This is a genomic window from Micromonospora sp. NPDC005252 (genome assembly GCF_042872475.1).
GTDB lineage: Bacteria > Actinomycetota > Actinomycetes > Mycobacteriales > Micromonosporaceae > Micromonospora.
Genome location: NZ_JBIAKN010000006.1, coordinates 257,592 through 274,387 on the forward strand (window position 1 = coordinate 257,592; position 16,796 = coordinate 274,387).

Below are 16,796 nucleotides of genomic sequence, written 5' to 3' on the forward strand. Positions count from 1 at the left end.
GGTGCGGTCTTCGGGCGAGCGCCGGGCGGTACGTCAGCAGTGCGTCAGGCGATGCTCGGGAGCGCTCCCAAGCGTGCGGCGGCGGGGTGTCGAAATATCGCCCGTCCAGTCCAGTCCCGCATGGCAACCCGCGACATCACCTGTCGGCCACCGACTCTCGCGCTACGCAGACAGGCGCGGAGAAGACACCGGGGGAACGCCGGTGCGGAGGCCGGGGCGGCGGCACCGATCGGCCCTCGTGCCATCGGTCGCGGATACGCGAGCGGCGGCAGGACTGATGGTGCGGCGAACGGGTCCAGCGGGACTGTGGCACCCTCCTCTGTCGGCCGGCTCCTGGTCCGGGCCGGCCTCGCTGCTCATTCGCGGGCTCGCGGGTGAGTGCCGCACAGCGAGCGTACGAAACAGTTTCTTGTTGCCAGGAATTTATTTCGTCAAGTGGTGCCTGTCAATGCGTCACGCGTACGCGAGCAGGAAGTCGACGGTCCCGGTGCCGCCGGGCTGGCCGGGGGCGACGGGCAGGCCAGGTTCGCTGTTCAGGACGTAGAAGCCGCCGCTGCCGATCAGGCGGGGTGTCACGGCCATCGTCTGCGCCGCCATGGTCGCGCCGGTCGGCCGCACCACGCTGTCGAGCAGGAGCCGGAAGAGGTTCGTGTTCAGGTTCGCGACGTGGAGCACCCGGTACGAGCGGGGGGCGGGAGCGCCGGTGCTCGTCAGTCCCCAGATCGGCGCGATCTGGTTGCGCCACCGCGACGGCTTGTTCGTGATCGTGCTGTCGTGGGTGTTGAGCTGGGTCTGGATGCCCGAGTGGATCCCGGCTAGGTGGATGTGCAGCTGGTCCTGCGTACGGATCGCCGGGTCGGCCGAGTTGATGCCCAGCCCGACGTGGGGATAGACGACGTGTCCCGCCTGGCCCGGTTGGGCGTTGTCCCACGCGTCGAGCCAGTAGTTCGGCGCGCTGGCGGTGGTGATGAACGGGCACTCGATGCCGCGGATCCGACAACTGGGGACCAGCAGGAAGTCGTGGTTCGACCCGGATCCTCCATTGAGGATCACGTAGGTGGGGGTGGTCCGCAGGCACTGGGGGAACGGAGGGCCGGTCCTGGTGCCCTCGCAGACCTGCACCCTGTCCCAGAGGTCGCAACGTCTGCAAAAAACCTGCAAACGCTAACCCTTGCCCAGAGGGAAACCGCTTTCCTACGATTGCGTTACATCGATGTTTCATCGCCGAACTGGGCGGGCGCGTATCGGGATGCGCCTTCGACGACGCGCCGCTTGGCCAGCGGTTTCGCCGCGCACGCCAGGGCGATGAGGTTCTCCGCGATGAGCAGACAATTGATTGCCGTCAATGCAAAGTGATCGACTTGAATCGCGTACCCGTGGAGGGTCGGCGCGTCGATCGCCGCTGCCGTCGGCACATTCAGACGATGACGAAGGAGACGCGACATGAGACGACCAGTCGCACTGCGACTTCTGGCAGCGCTGGCCACGGCCGCTGTCGGGATCGCGGTCGGGGGAACACTGTCCACCCCGCAGGCGTCGGCGGCGGCCGGCACCGCCACCGGCTACGCCACCCAGAACGGCGGGACCGCCGGCGGCGCGGGCGGGCAGACGGTACGGGCCAGCACGGGCACCGCGATCCACGCGGCGCTGTGCGGGCGTGCCAGCAGCAGCACCCCGATCACCATCGAGGTGACGGGGACGATCAACCACGGCAACACCAGCAAGGTGTCGGGCTCGAGCTGCAACACCGCCGACGGCGTGATCGAGCTCAAGCAGATCAGCAACGTCACCATCATCGGGGTCGGCAGCGGTGCGATCTTCGATCAGTTGGGCATCCACATCCGCGACTCCAGCAACATCATCATCCAGAACGTGACGGTCCGGAACGTCAAGAAGTCGGGTTCGCCCACCTCCAACGGTGGAGACGCCATCGGCATGGAGAGCACGGTCCGCAACGTCTGGGTCGATCACGTCACCCTGGAGGCGTCCGGCGGGGAGTCGGAGGGCTACGACGGCCTGTTCGACATGAAGGACAACACCCAGTACGTGACCCTGTCGTACAGCATCCTGCGCAACTCCGGTCGTGGCGGCCTCATCGGCTCCAGTGAGAGCGACCTCTCGAACGGCTTCATCACGTTCCACCACAACCTGTACGAGAACATCGACTCCCGTACGCCGTTGCTGCGCGGCGGCATCGCGCACATCTACAACAACCACTACGTGAGCCTGCACGAGTCCGGCATCAACTCCCGGGCCGGCGCACGGGCCAAGGTGGAGAACAACTACTTCCGGAACTCGAAGGACGTCCTGGGCACCTTCTACACCAACGAGCGCGGCTACTGGCAGGTCAGCGGCAACACCTTCGACAACGTCACCTGGTCCAGCGCCGGCAGTGAGAACTACCCCGCCGGCCCCAACCCGACGTCCAACACCACCGTCAGCATCCCGTACGCGTACCGCCTCGACGGCGCGAGCTGCGTACCGGACGTCGTCCGTCAGACGGCCGGCGCCAACACGGGCCTGCGGGTCTCCGACGGGAGTTGCTCGCCGCAGACGCCGCCGCCGACCACCGCTGCGCCGACCACCGCGCCGCCGACCACCGCGCCGCCGACCACCGCGCCGCCGACCACGCCGCCGCCGACGAGCGGGACCAACCTCAGTCTGGGGGCCGGGGCCGACGGTTCCAGCAAGGCCAGCGGGACCAGTTACGGCAACGTGCGCGACGGCGACATCAGCACCTACTGGTCGCCGGCCGGATCGACCGGCTCCATCTCGATCAAGTGGGGATCCGCCACCCGGGTGTCCCGGGTGGTCATTCGGGAGCCCTCCGGGACCCAGGGCTCCATCGGCTCCTGGCAGCTCGTCAACCACGACACCGGCGCCGTCCTGGCCTCCGGCAGTGGCGCGGGTGCGATCACCTTCTCCGCGACGGCACTGAGCAAGATCACCTTTAGGATCACCAGCTCGAGCGGTGCGCCGCGGGTCGGCGAGTTCGAGACGTACGCCAGCTAGCCAGCGGATGGGCGGGGGTGGCGGCCGGCCGCTCCCGCCACCGTCGTGGTCCATGAAGGACGCGGGCCGGATCGCGCTGGTCCCGGGCAATCACGCTCGGCTGGCTGTCAAATGACTGTTAGCGTGCGGCAATGTCCGCAGGTCGAGAGGGGACGCAGGCGAGCGGCGGCGGTCCCGGGGTGACCGACGCGGGTCGCCTGGCGGCATTCAGCGACGGCGTGTTCGCCATCGTCATCACCCTGCTGGTGCTGGATCTGCGGGTCCCGGAGTTCCACGAGGGTGGGCTGGCCGAGGGGCTCCTCGGGGAGGGGCCGGCCTATCTGGCCTTCGTCGTGTCGTTCATCTATGTCGGTGTTCTCTGGCTGAATCATCACGCCGTGCTCCAGTTGGTCCGGGGCACCACTGCCGCCTTCAGCTCGATCAACCTCGGCATCCTCTTCGGCGTGGTGATCATTCCGTTTCCCACCGCCGTCCTGGCGTCGGCGCTGGCCGACGGCAACACCGACGATCTGCGCGTGGCGGTCGTCCTGTACGCGTTCGCCGCAGCACTGATGTCGGCGCCCTGGTGGGTGCTCTTCGCCTATGTGCGCCGCCATCCGGAGTTGCGTGCCGACTCCGTCGACCAGGAGCAGGTCCGGGTGCAGGAGGCCCGGTCGATCGTCGGCCTGGTGCTCTACGGCCTGACCGGGGTGCTCGGTTGGTTGGTGACCCCACTGCTCGGCCTGATCGGTGTGGTCGTGATGATCATCTTCCACGGCGCCACGAGCCAGGGTCTCCGCCACGGGGACGGTCTGTTCGGGTCGCTGATGGGCGGCGCGGTTCTCGACGCCGAGCGGATCGACGGCTACCTGTACGAGGAGGCCGGCGAGCACCTCGGCACGGGTCTCGGGATGCGGACCCGAGGTGTGGTCGGCGTCTTCAACATCGCTGTCGTCCCGGGCGCGCGCGGTCGTGGCCTGGGTCGCGCGATCACCGAGAAGGTGCTGCGCGAGGGTGTCGCGGCCGGTGCGGACGCGGCGTACCTGCAGACCAGCGCGCTCGGCCGGCCGCTGTACGAGTCGATGGGCTTCCGCCTCCTGGAGAACTGGACCGCCTTCCATGCGTGACCACGCGCCGAGACGGTCGGGGCCGCGGCGCGGTCGACGCGTCGACGCGCCCGTGCACGAGACACGAGGGGACCTCAACCGTGAGCTTCAGTGACGATGTCCGCTCGGCCTTTCGGCGTGGGGAGACCGACGCGGTGGTGCGGATGAGTACGGCCGAGATCGAGCGGGCTCGGGCCGTCGGCGACGCCGCCGGCAAGGTGGAGGCCCGGTACAGCCTCGCGCGGGTGGCGATTCGTGGCGGCGACCTGACGCTCGGGGAGGCGCGGGCGCGGGAGGCACTCGACGTCGCGGTGCGCTCCGGCGATCGCGCGTTGGAGGAGCGGCCGAGACACGTGCTGGCCGCGGTGGCGCGGATGGCCGGCGATCTGACCCGGGCGCGGGATCTGTACCGGGAGAGCATCGCGCTGAACGAGACGCTGGGTCGGCCGGAGACCGTCAACTCCGAGACGCGCAACCTGGCCTTCTGCGAGCTGGGTCTCGGCAACCTCGCCGAGGCGAGGAGGCTGTTCACGCTCAGCCGTACCCGGGTGTTCCGGCACGGCTGGGACGAGTTCGTGCCGTACGTCTGCGTGGCGGGCGCGGCGCTCGCGTCCGCCGAGGGCGACCACCCGCGAGCGGCGCTCATGGTCGGTCTCGCGGACGCGGCGTTCGCGGCGCTCGGCCAGGTGCCGGACCCGGACGACGCGGCCGACCTCGCCGCCGTGCGAGACGCCGCGATCGAGGCGCTCGGCCCCGCCGCTTACGCCGCCGCGCAGGAGCGGGGTGGGCACCTCGATCCCCGTACGGCGTTCGACGACGACCACTGAGAGGTACTGGCGGTCAGGCCGGCGGCTCGGGAGCCGACTGGGCATCGTGATCGTCGCCCGCACGGGCCCGCGCGGCGGCGACGGCCTGGCCGCGCTCCGACCCGGGAAGCGGTCGAGCATCGCGCCCACCTCGTCGGCGCTCACGTTGGCGCCGAACAACTCGCTGCCCGGCTCGAGTCGTACCCCCTCGGCGAGGGGGCCGGCGACGACCGGGTCGAAGCCGAGATCGTCCACAAGGGACGGGACCGTGGCGAGGCCGGCCTCGTCGTCACCGGCGATCGCGATGGCCTTGCGGCCGGCCGCGCCCGTCGGCCGCGCCTCGTCCTCAAGGTCGTGGTAGCCCATGTGGTTGAACGCCTTGACGACCCGCGCGTCGGCCAGGAACGCCTGGACGATCTCACTGGACGAGGTGCGCGGGTCGGTCAGGTCGTCGCGGATGCCGTCCACCTCCCACCAGTAGTTCATCGCGTCGACGACGAGCTTGCCGCGCAGCGCCTCGGCGGGGAGCGCACGGTACTTGCCCAGAGGGAGGGCGAGGATGACGATGTCGGCGCCGGCCACGGCGTCGACCGCGGTGGTCGCCACCGCCCCGGGCGTGAGCACCTCGACGGTCAGGGCGATCTTCGCCGGGTCGCCGGAGCCGGCGACGAGCACCCGGTAGCCGGCGGCGAGCGCGAGCCGGGCGAGGACGGTGCCCACCTTGCCGGCGCCGAGGACGGCGAGGGTCCGGGGGCGGTCGGGGCCGCTGTCGTTCATGTCTTCCTTCCCGAGGGTCGGCCGGCGGGTCAGCTGGCCAGGATGTCGCGGACCATGGGGATCACCCGGGAGCCGTACAGCTCCACGGCGCGCATCCGGGCGCTCACGGGCTGCGCTCCGGCGGTGTAGATGAGGTCGAACCGGCCGACGCCCAGGCTGCGGATGGCACCAGCCATCCGCCGGGCCACCGTCTCGGGCGAGCCGATGTAGAGCGAGCCGTGCTCGACCTCGGAGTCGAACTCCGTACGGCGGATCGGTGGCCAGCCCCGCAGCGCGCCGATCCGGTCCCGCATGACCCGGTAGTGCGGCCAGAACAGCTCCTTGGCCTCCTCGTCGGTGTCGGCGATGAAGCCGGGCGAGTGCATCCCGACCGGGTGCGCCGTGGTGCCGAGCTGGTCGGCCGCCCGGCGGTAGAGGTCGATGTAGGGCGCGAAACGCTCGGGAGCGCCGCCGATGATGGCGAGCATGAGCGGCAGGCCGTACCGGGCGGTCCGCACCACCGACTGGGGGGAGCCGCCCACGCCCACCCACTCTACGTCGTCTGCTACGTCGGCTTCGGCCTTCCCACCGTGATCGCCGGCTTCCTCGTCGTCTACGCCGGCGGTCTGCCGCAGACGGCCGGCGAGTACTCGGTCGCCGTCATCCTCCTCGCCCTCGTCGCCCTGCTCGGGTGCGCAGAGCGACGAGGGCGGCACCCGGCTGATGCCGGGAACACCGCACCCGCCGCCGGCGCAGGACGTGGCGCGGTGATCGCCGACGGCGCTGCCCGCACGCGATCACGACCCGGCTGCCGGGGCGCGTCGACGGCGACCTGACGTCGGCCCGCCCCACCGTCCACCGAGGCCAGCGCGGCGGTGTTGCTGCGTGTCCGCCTCCACCGGCGCACCGACAAGAATCGTCAGATGTATTGGCGAGGTTGGTCGGTGGTGCAGGTGTCCACCGTGGCCGCCGGCCCCCGCCACCGCTCCGGGCGAGTCCGATCTCTCCTGATAAGGGTCGGGTCGCCGCCCACGATCCTTCCAGCTATCGACCGTTGCCTATTGCGTGACGCCGGAGTAATCTTCCCGAAACACATCAGACGTTTCGTCGTCTGAGGGTCTGCCAACGGCCTGCGCAGCGAGGTCAGGTCGGTGCCACCGCGCGGATCCGCTATCGGGCTTCGGCGTTGTCGCGCTTGGGGTGGCCGGATCGGTCACCGTTTGGAGGATCGATGTCAGACCTGACCCGGCGCCAAGCCCTCAAGATCGGCGCAGCCGGCGCGGGCGGTGCCCTGCTGCCGCTGCCCTGGACGGCGACCGCCCAAGCCGACGCCGTCGCGCCGCCGCAGGTGCTGGCGGCCAACGACCTCGCCCTCTGGTACGACGAGGGTGCCGGCACCGACTGGCTGCGGGCCCTGCCGATCGGCAACGGCCGGCTCGGCGCGATGGTGTTCGGCAACGTCGACACCGAGCGACTTCAGCTCAACGAGGACACGGTGTGGGCCGGCGGCCCGCACGACCCCAGCAACACCAGAGGCGCGGCCGCGCTGCCGGAGATCCGGCGACTGGTCAACGCGAACCAGTGGACGCAGGCCCAGGACCTCATCAACCAGACCATGATGGGCAACCCCGGCGGGCAGTTGGCCTACCAGACCGTCGGCAACCTCCGGCTCGCCTTCGGATCCGCCAGCGGAGCGTCCCAGCACAACCGCACGCTCGACCTGACGACCGCCACCGCCACGACGTCGTACGTCCTGGGTGGCATCCGTTATCAGCGTGAGGTCTTCGCCAGCGCGCCGGACCAGGTCATCGCGATGCGACTGACCGCCGACCGCACCAATTCGATCAGCTTCACCGCCACGTTCGACAGCCCTCAGCGCACGACGGTGTCCAGCCCGGACGGCGCCACGATCGGCCTCGACGGCGTCTCCGGCAGTCAGGAGGGCGTCACCGGGCAGGTCCGTTTCCTCGCCCTGGCCAACGCCACCGTCACCGGGGGCACCGTGTCCAGCTCCGGCGGCACCCTGCGGGTCACCAACGCGACAAGCGTGACCCTGCTCATCTCGATCGGCTCCAGCTACGTCAACTACCGCAACGTCGGTGGCGACTACGGGGGCATCGCGCGACAGCGCCTCAGCGCGGCGCGCGCCTACAGCTACGACCAGCTGCGCAGCCGGCACGTCGCCGACTACCAGGCGCTGTTCGGGCGGGTCACCATCGACCTGGGCCGCACCTCCGCCGCCGACCAGACGACGGACGTCCGCATCGCCCAGCACAACAGCGTCAACGACCCGCAGTTCTCCGCGCTGCTGTTCCAGTTCGGCAGGTACCTGCTGATCTCGTCGTCACGACCCGGCACCCAGCCGGCGAACCTCCAGGGCATCTGGAACGACTCGCTGACCCCCTCGTGGGACTCGAAGTACACGATCAACGCCAACCTGCCGATGAACTACTGGCCGGCCAACACGACCAACCTGGCCGAGTGCCACAACCCGGTGTTCGACATGGTCCGCGACCTGTCGGTGGCCGGCGCCCGCACCGCCCAGGTGCAGTACGGCGCGGGCGGCTGGGTCACCCACCACAACACCGACGCGTGGCGGGCCACCGCCGTCGTGGACGGCGCGTTCTGGGGCATGTGGCAGACCGGCGGCGCCTGGCTGTCCACGCTGATCTGGGACCACTACCAGTTCAACGGTGACGTCGAGTTCCTGCGGACGAACTACCCGGCCATGAAGGGTGCCGCACAGTTCTTCCTCGACACGCTGGTGACCGAGCCGACCCTCGGCTATCTGGTGACCAACCCCTCGAACTCGCCGGAGCTCAGCCACCACGCGAACGCCAGCGTCTGCGCCGGCCCCACCATGGACAACCAGATCCTGCGTGACCTGTTCGACGCGTGCGCCCGCGCGAGCGAGATCCTCAACGTGGACAGCACCTTCCGGGCCCAGGTCCGCGCCACCCGGGACCGGCTCGCGCCGATGAAGATCGGCTCGCGGGGCAACATCATGGAGTGGCTCTACGACTGGGTGGAGACCGAGCCCAACCACCGGCACATCTCGCACCTGTACGGGTTGGCCCCCAGCAACCAGATCACCAAGCGCGGCACCCCGCAGTTGTTCGAGGCCGCCCGCCGTACGCTGGCGTTGCGCGGTGACGACGGCACCGGCTGGTCGCTGGCCTGGAAAATCAACTTCTGGGCGCGGATGGAGGAGGGCAAGCGGGCCCACGACCTGATCCGCTACCTCGCCACCACCGCCCGGCTCGCGCCCAACATGTTCGACCTGCACCCGCCGTTCCAGATCGACGGCAACTTCGGCGCCACCGCCGGCATCGCCGAGATGCTGCTCCAGAGCCACATCGGTGAGCTGCACATCCTGCCCGCGCTGCCGCCGGCCTGGCCCAGCGGACGGGTGACCGGCCTGCGGGGCCGCGGTGGGCACACGGTCAGCATCACGTGGGCGAGCGGCGCGGCCACCGAGGTGCTCGTCCGTCCGGACCGTGCCGGCACCGTCCGCCTGCGGTCGCGGTTCCTGACCGGCACCGTCAGCGTCGTCGACACCGCCGACGGGACGTCGCCCCGGGTCACCCGCGTCGAATCCGACCTGATCGAGGTCACAGTGCAGGCGGGACGGACCTACCGGGTGACCAGCACGGGTGTCGCCACGCCGACGCTGGAGCAGAGCTTCACCAATGCCGGCATCAGCAACGACAGCAACACCAACGTCGCAAACTTCGACGGCAACGGCGCCAGTCTCTCCGCGCAGGCCCTGGCGCAGGCCGGCGCCAGCCCGGGCAGCACGGTGAGCCGCAACGGAGTGACCTTCCGCTGGCCCAACGTCAGCCCCGGTACGGCCGACAACGCCATCGCCTCGGGCCAGACCATCGGCGTCAGCGGCACCGGCAGCACGCTCGGCTTCCTCCTGACCGGCACCTACGGCGCCGTGTCGGGAACAGGCACCGTGGTGTACGCCGACGGCACCCGCCAGACGTTCACGTTGAGCACGCCCGACTGGTACGGCGGGCCGCAGTCCGGGGCGACCGCCGCCATCGTGTCGGCCTACCAGAACCGGCCCAACAACGCCCGCCAGGCCACGGCGGCCTGCATCTACTACGTGGGCGTGGCGTTGCAGAGCAAGGCGGTGACCCAGGTCGTGTTGCCCAACATCAGCGCACGGGCCGCGGCGAACGTGCCGACCATGCACGTCTTCGCCATCGCGATCGGGTCCTGACCTTTCGCCTCGCCACCTCCCCGGCGCTGAACGTCGGGGAGGTGGCGAGATCTCGCGGCCGGGCCGCCGGCGGGCAGCGCGGTCACCGGCGGCGCGGCGTGATCAGTCCCGACTCGTACGCCCACACGACCAGCTGGGCCCGGTCACGGCAGTGCAGCTTGGTCATCGCCCGGTTCACGTGTGTCTTGGCGGTCAACGGACTGATCACCATCCGCACGGCGATCTCGTCGTTGGTCATCCCGCGGGCGACGAGCTCGACGATCTCCTGTTCGCGGGCGGTCAGCACGTCCCGGCCGGCCGCCGGCACGGCTGGCGGTGGGCCGGCCACGAACTCGCTGATCAGCGTACGGGTGACGGCCGGCGCGAGCAGTGCATCGCCGCGCGCCACGACGGCGACGGCCTGCAGCAGGTCGGCGGGGTCGGCGTCCTTGAGCAGGAAACCGCTGGCGCCCGCACGCAGGGCGGCGAAGACGTAGGAGTCGAGCCCGTAGTTGGTGAGAATGAGAATCCGGATCGCGGCAAGGTCGGGGTCCGCGGCGATGCGCCGGGTCGCCTCGATGCCGTCGAGCCCCGGCATCTGCACGTCCATCAGCACGACGTCCGGGCGCAGGCGTCGCGCGAGGTGCACGGCCGACGTGCCGTCGGTGGCCTCACCGACGACCTCCAGGTCGTCCTCTGCCTCCAACAGCGCCCGGAACCCGGCTCGCATCAGCGCCTGGTCGTCGGCGAGCAGGACCCGGATCATGCCGGCTCCCCGCGCCGTCGCCCGGTCATGCCGGCTCGTCGAGGGGGAACGTGGCCCGCACCGTGAACCCGTGGTCGTCGCGGGCGGCGGCTTGCAGGGTGCCGCCCAGTCCGGTGACCCGTTCCCGCATACCGCGCAGTCCCACCCCCGGTGTCGGGGGCCGCGCCGGCGACGCCCGCCCGTCGTCGGTGACCGCGACGGTCAGCCCGGCCGGGGCGTACTCGACGTGAATGTGCGCGGTCGCGGGGCCGGCATGGCGGGCCACATTGGTCAGGGCCTCCTGGACGACCCGGTAGCCGGCCTGGTCGACCTCGTCGGGCAGGCTCCGGGGCCGGCCGCTGACGGTGACCTGGACCGGCACGCCGACCGCCCGGGTTCGCTCGGCGAGTTCGTCCACCCGGGCCAGCCCGACGCGGTCGTCGTCGGGGGCGCGCAGGATGTCGAGGGTGGTGCGTAGTTCCCGCATCGCGGCGCCGCTGGCCTCCTGGATCGCCAGCAGCGTGGCCGACGGTTCCTCGCCGTGCTTGCGGGCCAAATGCACGGCGATCCCGGCCTGCACCTTGATCACCGAGATGCTGTGGGTCAGGGAGTCGTGCAGGTCGCGGGCGATGCGCAGACGCTCCTCCCCGGCACGGCGCAACGCCATCTCCTCGCGGGTGCGTTCGGCCTCGATGGCCCGCTGTTCGACCTGCTCCAGGTACGCCCGGCGTTGCCTGCCGACGAGCCCGGCGACGTTGGCCGCCACGAACCATCCCAGCAGCAGGGCCGTCCGCTCGACGATCAGCTGGTTGGGGCGGTCGGCCGGCGCCACCGAGACGTCGCGGGCCAGGAAGCCACCGAGGAAGGCGAGGCTGGCCACGGCAGCGGCCGCCCGGCGACCCCGCCAGGCGGCGAGGTAGACCACGCCGAGCACGGGGAACGCGGCGGACACCCCGGAGTGCACCCGGATGTGCAGGGCCAGCATGGCGGCGGTCACCACGCCCAGCGCGACCACCGGGTACCGCCGGCACACCGCGAGGGCCGCCGCCATGGCGAGGACCAGGGCGACGTCGAGGGCCCCGACGGTCGCGGCGTCCGGTGCGAGCGCGGCGTTGCCGAGCAGCAGGCCGCCGAGGGCGAGTCCACTGAGGGCGTACGGCAGGTCGCGGCGCATGGTCGCACTGTAGAACGGCCGTCGTCCGTGGAGCATCCCGCGCGTGCGGTAGATCAGGCGTACCACGGGGGTGGTATCGCGGCGGAGCAAGTGTCTGCGGCGGAACGACGTTTTCCCAGCCCGCCACGGCAAGCATCGACCTCATGACATACCGCTTCTTCACCCCCATCCCCACGAAGGCGGCCACCGGGCGCACCGCGGAGGTCTACCAGCAGTCGCGCGAGGACTTCCTCGGGCCGCTGCCCACCTTCCAGGTGCTCTCGGCCGTGCCGGAGGTGCTGGCCGCCACCTGGTCGCTGCTGCGCGAGGCCCTGCTCGCCGGGGACGCGTCCCGGGTCGAGCGCGAACTCGTCGCGGCGGCCGTGTCCCGGGCCAACCGCTGTCAGTTCTGCGTCGACGCCCACGTGCTGCTGCTGCACGCCCTGGGCGAGCGCGCTCTGGCCGAGGTCGTCGCCCGGGGCGGGACGCCACCCGACCCGAGGCACGCCGAACTCGCCCGCTGGGCCCAGGCCAGCCGCAGCCCTCGCGCCGCCGACTGGAGCAGCACGTACCGCCCGGAGGTCACCGGCACGCTGCTCGCCTTCCACTTCATCAACCGGATCGTCTCGGCGCTGCTCGACCCCGACCTGCTCCCCGGCGGCCTGCAACGCTCCCCGCTGGTGCGTTCGGTCGGGGGCCGGTTGTACGCCAGGGCCGCCCGGGAGCCGAGGGAACCCGGTCGCAGTCTCCCGCTCATCGAGGCGGGTCCGACGCCGCCGCCGGCGTGGGCGGGGGACAGCCCGGTCGGTGTCGCCTACGCGTCGTTGCGAACCGCCGCCACCCGGGGCGGGGACCTGCTGGGCGACGTGGCCCGCCAGACCGTGACGGCCACGGTGCGCTGGGAGGACGGGCGGTTCCCGGCCCGGCCCGCCGACTGGGCCGTCGACCTGGTCCGGGACGTGCCCGGCCGGGACCGTATCGGAACCCGGATCGCGTTGCTGGCGGCGTTCGCGCCCAGCGCGATCAGCGTGGGGGACGTCGCCCTCTGGCGGCTGTCGCACCCCGCCGACGCCGACCTCGTCCGGCTGGTCGCGTACGGGGCGATCACGGCCACCGACCATGTCGCCCAGGCCCTGGCCTCGGCGCACCTCTAGGAGATCACCATGCGTAAGGCATTCGTCGTCAGCGCCGCCCTGCTGCTCATCGCGTTCGCCGTCCAGTTCGTCTTCGCCGCCGTCGGCGCGTTCACGAAACCCGGGGGCGACGGCGCGTACGCCCTGCACAGTGTCAACGGCATGGCCGTCATCCCCGTCCTCACCCTGCTCACCGCCCTGTTCGCCGCGCTGGCGAAGGCGCCGGGCCGACTCGTCGGACTGGCGATCCTGCCGGTCGGCCTCGTCGTCGTGCAGGCGCTTCTCGCCATGCTCGCCAACGCCTCCACCGACGCCGCCGGAGTCAGCACCGCGTTCGGCCTGACCCTCGGCGGGTTGCACGCGCTCAACGGCATCGTCGCGGTGCACGTCGTGGTCGGCGTCCTTCGGGCAGCGCGGAGGCTGGGTGGTCCGGCGCCGGTGGGCGACATCCGCGCGGCCGTCCGGGAGGGGGAGCCGGCATGACCACCGGCTCGCTGCTCGTGGCGGACCTCGTGCTCGCGGTCCTCACCGCCGCCGGATGGTTGGGTGGCGGCGCCGCGGCGGCCGCCCGGCGCCGTCCGCTCGCACTCGGGCTGGCCGCCGTCGCGCTGCTCGCCACGCTCGGCCGCGCGCTCACGGTGATCGCGCTCGCCCGCGCCGGCTGGTGGTTCGCCGCGGAGAAGGCCCTCATCGCCGCGCCCCTGTCGCTCGCCGCGGTGGTCGTCGCCGGGCCGCGGCTGCTGCGGGCCGCGGGCGACCTCCGGTCCGTCGCGGTCCCGCTCCTCTTCGCCGGGTACGCCGTGAGCGGCGCCCTGCTCGTGACGATCCTGCACGGGTATCCGGCGTCGGCCTCGGTGGGGCTGCTCGCGGTCGCCGGGGTCGGCACGGCGGCGGCGGTCTCGTGGCGCTTCCTCGACGCGCGCCCGTCCCGGACGGTGTCCCGGGCGGCCACCGTGGTGACGGTCGCGGCCCTGCTGGCCGGAACCGGGCTGGCCGTCGCCCCGGACGCCGCGCCCGCCGTACCGCATGATCATGGCTATCCGCAGATCCGGACCACCGACGAACCCACTCGGCGGTTCACCCTGACGGCCGGGACGGCCAGGGTGAACGTGGGTGGCCGCGACGTCGCGGCGTGGGCGTTCAACGCGCAGGTACCCGGGCCGGAGTTGACCGCCACCGTCGGCGACGTCGTGGAGGTGACGCTGCACAACCGGGACATCGGGCGGGGCGTCACCCTGCACTGGCACGGGTACGACGTGCCGAACAGCCAGGACGGGGTGCCCGGGGTGACGCAGGCAGCGGTGCTGCCCGGCCAGGAGTTCGTCTACCGGTTCCGTGCCGATCAGGCCGGGACGTACTGGTACCACACCCACGCGGTGTCCGACGTCGGTGTGCGGATGGGCCTCTACGGCGTCCTGGTGGTGCGCCCGGGGCCGACGACCGGCCTCGACGTCACCGTGCCGGTGCACACCCTGGCGGGTCGTCCGCTGCCCCCGGCGCGAGTGGAACGGGTCGAGGCCGGCGTGCCGGTGCGGCTGCGCCTGATCAACACCGACAACACGACGCACCGGTACGCCCTGGCCGGGGCCGCCTTCCGGGTCGCCGCGATCGACGGCTCTGATCTGCGGGGTCCGACGCCGCTCGCGGACACCGCCGTGCTGATCCCGGCCGGAGGCCGCTACGACCTGGTGTTCACCGCGCCGGCCAGCCCGGTGGCGCTGTTCGTCGACGGACGGGTGGTCTACTCCACCGGGGAGGTGTCGACGGCGACCGGCGGGTGGCCCGTCCTGGACCCGCTCACCTACGGCGTGCCGGCTCCGGTGCCGTGGGCCCGGTTCGACCGGAAGTTCACCCTCGTCCTCGACCGTGGTCTCGACCTGCGCGGACTGCTCCCGCGATACGCCCACACCGTGAACGGCGCGGCCGATCCGGACATCCCGCCGCAGGTCGTCCGCCGCGGCGACGTCGTCCGCTTCACGATCGTCAACCGGTCGCAGACCGTGCACCCGTGGCATCTGCACGGCCACCACGTTCTCGTGCTGTCCCGCACCCGGAAGGCGGCGATCGGAAGTCCGTTGTGGCTGGACTCGTTCGACGTCCGGCCGGGTGAGGTGTGGGAGGTGGCGTTCCGAGCCGACAACCCGGGGATCTGGGCCAACCACTGCCACAACCTGGGGCACGCCGACGCCGGGATGACGCTGCACCTGATGTACTCGTGATCTCCCGCGCCGTTCCCGGTTTCGGCCCGACCCTGGCGGGAACCCCGTCGCCGCCCGTGCAGCGGAGGCAGGCGACGAAGAGGTGGCTATGACGCTGGCCAACCCGGCTCCCGACTATTTCGAGCCCGAAGACGGCATGTTCCTGGCGACGCTGCTCATCGTCCGCGACATCGATCGGTCGCGGGAATACTACGAGCGGGTGTTCGGGGCGACGTGCGTCCATGACGCGAACCCGTTGATCATGAGGTTCTTCAACAGCTACATCATCATCAACGTCGAGGGCGGCCCGACGGACGACAAGCCGACGGTCCAGGCCAAGGCCCCGGTCGACTCCAACACCCTGAGCTGCGCGATGAATGTCCGGGTCCGGGACATCCACGCGCTCTACACCGAGTGGAAGGCCCGCGGCGCGGATTTCCTCACCGAGCCGAAGGACCACGGCACGGAGATCCGTTGTTACCTCCGCGACCCCGACGGCTATCTGGTGGAGATCGGGCAGGGCCTCTAGGCCGCGGAGTCCCATCGCGGGCCGCCGGATCGGGCAGGCGCAGCACCCGGCCCCGTCGCGTGGCGGCGGGGCCGGGTGTCGGTGCGCGGAGTCGGTCGGGATCAGCTGGTTCCGCAGCTGACCGTCGGCCAGTTCCAGTTGCCGTTGGCCATGATCGTTATGCCGAAGTTGTTGCCGTTGCCGTTCGGCCTGGCGGTGACGGTTCCGCTGGTGCCGCTGACGGAGGCGTTCCAGCTGTTCTGAATGCTCTGGCCGCCGCCGAGTCCGAGTCTGACGACCCAGTTGCTGGTGCCGCTGACCGCGACGTTCAGATTGAAGCGGTCGCCCCACTGCTGACCGGCGGAGAGCGTCGCGTTGCAGGTGCCGGTCCCCGGGTTACCGGTGGTGGGCCCGGAGGTGGGTCCGGAGGTCGGGTTGCCGCCGCCGCCCTCCTGGACGGTGACGTCGGAGCTGCCGCTGCTCTGGTAGCCCTCGGTGGCCATGATCTGGTAGCTGTGATTGGTGCCGAGGTTCAGGCCGGCGCGGGCCCAGGCGTCGAAGTGGTTGGCGGTGGTGATGGTGCCACTCGAGCGCTTGTTCTGACGGACGCTCCAGTACTGGTAGAACGTCTGGTTGCCGTCGATCGACGGGGCGTTGACCCGCTGGCTGCGCAGGATGTCGTAGGTGCCGCCGTCAGTGGTCACCGTGCCCAGCCGCTGGGCGCCGCTGCTCGGGTTGTAGCTGCCGAAGTTCTCCACCACGTAGTACTCGATGAGCGGGTTGCGCGTCCATCCGTACAGGGCGAGGTAGGTGTTGTTGTTCCCCGGGTTGTAGTTGGCCGAGTAGCTGACCGTCCGCCGCGAGCCGGTGGCCCAGCCCTTGCCGCCGACCCAGTTGTTGGTGCTGCGGTCCCAACTGCTGGAATACCGGCCGTCGGCGCGCAGCGTCATGCTGGCGTTGCCGCCGTCCTTCCAGAAGGAGAAGTAGTAGCCGTTGTGCGTGCCGGTCAGGCTCGAGGTGAGCGTCCGGTCGGCCTCGGCGTACGCGTTGGTCGCCGTCACCGTGCCGGCGATGGCCAGGACGGCGGCGCAGGCGGCGCCCAGGAGCAACCGGATTCGGCCGCGCCTCCCTGGCCTGGTGGGGGTGTGGCTGGTGTCGGTCATGTGGGTGGTTCCTCCTCGTAACGGCCACGG

General features: G+C 71.1%; 15 protein-coding genes and 1 pseudogene. 9 read left to right on the top strand and 7 right to left on the bottom strand.

Annotated elements, in window-relative coordinates; genetic code table 11:
- Nucleotides 1-453: 453 nt before the first annotated feature.
- Both ACFYPH_RS19685 and ACFYPH_RS19690 read right to left on the bottom strand, forming a co-directional pair.
- Entirely contained in the window at nucleotides 454-1,122 is a 669-nt protein-coding gene (locus ACFYPH_RS19685; RefSeq protein WP_387183517.1) for a CDP-diacylglycerol diphosphatase, read from the bottom strand.
- Between the two features lie 83 nt (nucleotides 1,123-1,205).
- Nucleotides 1,206-1,415, bottom strand: a complete 210-nt coding sequence (locus ACFYPH_RS19690; RefSeq protein WP_387183520.1) for a hypothetical protein — start codon at nucleotides 1,413-1,415, stop codon at nucleotides 1,206-1,208.
- A 28-nt stretch (nucleotides 1,416-1,443) separates the two neighbouring features.
- Between ACFYPH_RS19690 and ACFYPH_RS19695 the strand changes: the two genes are divergently transcribed.
- The 3 genes from ACFYPH_RS19695 (at nucleotide 1,444) to ACFYPH_RS19705 (ending at nucleotide 4,924) form a co-directional block, all read left to right on the top strand.
- On the top strand, nucleotides 1,444-3,012 hold the full coding sequence (locus ACFYPH_RS19695) for a polysaccharide lyase family 1 protein (protein ID WP_387183523.1): 1,569 nt from the start codon (nucleotides 1,444-1,446) through the stop codon (nucleotides 3,010-3,012).
- Between the two features lie 131 nt (nucleotides 3,013-3,143).
- On the top strand, nucleotides 3,144-4,118 hold the full coding sequence (locus ACFYPH_RS19700) for a GNAT family N-acetyltransferase (RefSeq protein WP_387183526.1): 975 nt from the start codon (nucleotides 3,144-3,146) through the stop codon (nucleotides 4,116-4,118).
- Nucleotides 4,119-4,261: 143 nt separating this feature from the next.
- The gene (locus tag ACFYPH_RS19705; RefSeq protein WP_387183529.1) at nucleotides 4,262-4,924 is read left to right on the top strand and encodes a tetratricopeptide repeat protein; all 663 of its coding nucleotides are present in this window, start codon (nucleotides 4,262-4,264) and stop codon (nucleotides 4,922-4,924) included.
- Nucleotides 4,925-5,440: 516 nt separating this feature from the next.
- Here the strand turns inward: ACFYPH_RS19705 and ACFYPH_RS19710 are convergent.
- A pseudogene (locus tag ACFYPH_RS19710) lies at nucleotides 5,441-5,680 on the bottom strand (NAD(P)-binding domain-containing protein); the annotation flags it as partial.
- Between the two features lie 29 nt (nucleotides 5,681-5,709).
- On the bottom strand, nucleotides 5,710-6,201 hold the full coding sequence (locus ACFYPH_RS19715; RefSeq protein WP_354855474.1) for an LLM class flavin-dependent oxidoreductase: 492 nt from the start codon (nucleotides 6,199-6,201) through the stop codon (nucleotides 5,710-5,712).
- 48 nt (nucleotides 6,202-6,249) lie between these two features.
- Here ACFYPH_RS19715 and ACFYPH_RS19720 point away from each other — a divergent pair, with 48 nt between their 5' ends.
- Both ACFYPH_RS19720 and ACFYPH_RS19725 read left to right on the top strand, forming a co-directional pair.
- Nucleotides 6,250-6,495 (top strand): hypothetical protein, encoded by a 246-nt coding sequence (locus ACFYPH_RS19720; RefSeq protein WP_387183532.1) that lies wholly within the window; start codon nucleotides 6,250-6,252, stop codon nucleotides 6,493-6,495.
- A gap of 395 nt (nucleotides 6,496-6,890) precedes the next feature.
- A complete protein-coding gene (locus ACFYPH_RS19725) occupies nucleotides 6,891-9,887 on the top strand; it encodes a glycoside hydrolase N-terminal domain-containing protein (RefSeq protein ID WP_387183534.1) in 2,997 nt (998 codons plus the stop codon).
- 82 nt (nucleotides 9,888-9,969) lie between these two features.
- Here the strand turns inward: ACFYPH_RS19725 and ACFYPH_RS19730 are convergent, their stop codons facing one another.
- Together ACFYPH_RS19730 and ACFYPH_RS19735 are read right to left on the bottom strand one after the other, a co-directional pair.
- Nucleotides 9,970-10,632 carry a response regulator transcription factor gene (locus ACFYPH_RS19730; RefSeq protein WP_354855471.1) on the bottom strand — a complete coding sequence of 221 codons (663 nt, stop codon included), beginning with the start codon at nucleotides 10,630-10,632 and terminating at the stop codon, nucleotides 9,970-9,972.
- A 25-nt stretch (nucleotides 10,633-10,657) separates the two neighbouring features.
- Nucleotides 10,658-11,785, bottom strand: coding sequence for a sensor histidine kinase (locus ACFYPH_RS19735; RefSeq protein WP_354855470.1), 1,128 nt, complete (start codon nucleotides 11,783-11,785; stop codon nucleotides 10,658-10,660).
- Nucleotides 11,786-11,928: 143 nt separating this feature from the next.
- Between ACFYPH_RS19735 and ACFYPH_RS19740 the strand changes: the two genes are divergently transcribed.
- The 4 genes from ACFYPH_RS19740 (at nucleotide 11,929) to ACFYPH_RS19755 (ending at nucleotide 15,624) form a co-directional block, all read left to right on the top strand.
- Nucleotides 11,929-12,918, top strand: a complete 990-nt coding sequence (locus tag ACFYPH_RS19740) for a carboxymuconolactone decarboxylase family protein (protein ID WP_387183539.1) — start codon at nucleotides 11,929-11,931, stop codon at nucleotides 12,916-12,918.
- Nucleotides 12,919-12,927: 9 nt separating this feature from the next.
- Nucleotides 12,928-13,380 carry a DUF6220 domain-containing protein gene (locus ACFYPH_RS19745; protein WP_355066426.1) on the top strand — a complete coding sequence of 151 codons (453 nt, stop codon included), beginning with the start codon at nucleotides 12,928-12,930 and terminating at the stop codon, nucleotides 13,378-13,380.
- The gene (locus ACFYPH_RS19750) at nucleotides 13,377-15,116 is read left to right on the top strand and encodes a multicopper oxidase family protein (protein WP_387183542.1); all 1,740 of its coding nucleotides are present in this window, start codon (nucleotides 13,377-13,379) and stop codon (nucleotides 15,114-15,116) included. Before ACFYPH_RS19745 ends, ACFYPH_RS19750 begins: the two co-directional genes overlap by 4 nt.
- 88 nt (nucleotides 15,117-15,204) lie before the next feature.
- Complete coding sequence (locus ACFYPH_RS19755) at nucleotides 15,205-15,624, top strand: VOC family protein (protein WP_355066424.1); 420 nt, start codon at nucleotides 15,205-15,207, stop codon at nucleotides 15,622-15,624.
- Between the two features lie 101 nt (nucleotides 15,625-15,725).
- On the opposite strand, the gene ACFYPH_RS19760 is transcribed toward ACFYPH_RS19755, so the two are convergent.
- Nucleotides 15,726-16,766: a glycoside hydrolase family 11 protein gene (locus ACFYPH_RS19760; protein ID WP_354855465.1), complete on the bottom strand. Its 1,041-nt coding sequence runs from the start codon at nucleotides 16,764-16,766 to the stop codon at nucleotides 15,726-15,728.
- Between the last annotated feature and the right edge of the window lie 30 nt (nucleotides 16,767-16,796).

What these genes read in the sequence shown, in the direction of transcription:
- ACFYPH_RS19760 (WP_354855465.1), bottom strand. Translation starts at nt 16,766, where the DNA reads ATGACCGACACCAGCCACACCCCCACCAGGCCAGGGAGGCGCGGCCGA.
- ACFYPH_RS19735 (WP_354855470.1), bottom strand. Translation starts at nt 11,785, where the DNA reads ATGCGCCGCGACCTGCCGTACGCCCTCAGTGGACTCGCCCTCGGCGGC.
- ACFYPH_RS19695 (WP_387183523.1), top strand. Translation starts at nt 1,444, where the DNA reads ATGAGACGACCAGTCGCACTGCGACTTCTGGCAGCGCTGGCCACGGCC.
- ACFYPH_RS19750 (WP_387183542.1), top strand. Translation starts at nt 13,377, where the DNA reads ATGACCACCGGCTCGCTGCTCGTGGCGGACCTCGTGCTCGCGGTCCTC.
- ACFYPH_RS19705 (WP_387183529.1), top strand. Translation starts at nt 4,262, where the DNA reads ATGAGTACGGCCGAGATCGAGCGGGCTCGGGCCGTCGGCGACGCCGCC.
- ACFYPH_RS19755 (WP_355066424.1), top strand. Translation starts at nt 15,205, where the DNA reads ATGACGCTGGCCAACCCGGCTCCCGACTATTTCGAGCCCGAAGACGGC.
- ACFYPH_RS19730 (WP_354855471.1), bottom strand. Translation starts at nt 10,632, where the DNA reads ATGATCCGGGTCCTGCTCGCCGACGACCAGGCGCTGATGCGAGCCGGG.
- ACFYPH_RS19725 (WP_387183534.1), top strand. Translation starts at nt 6,891, where the DNA reads ATGTCAGACCTGACCCGGCGCCAAGCCCTCAAGATCGGCGCAGCCGGC.
- ACFYPH_RS19745 (WP_355066426.1), top strand. Translation starts at nt 12,928, where the DNA reads ATGCGTAAGGCATTCGTCGTCAGCGCCGCCCTGCTGCTCATCGCGTTC.
- ACFYPH_RS19700 (WP_387183526.1), top strand. Translation starts at nt 3,144, where the DNA reads ATGTCCGCAGGTCGAGAGGGGACGCAGGCGAGCGGCGGCGGTCCCGGG.
- ACFYPH_RS19740 (WP_387183539.1), top strand. Translation starts at nt 11,929, where the DNA reads ATGACATACCGCTTCTTCACCCCCATCCCCACGAAGGCGGCCACCGGG.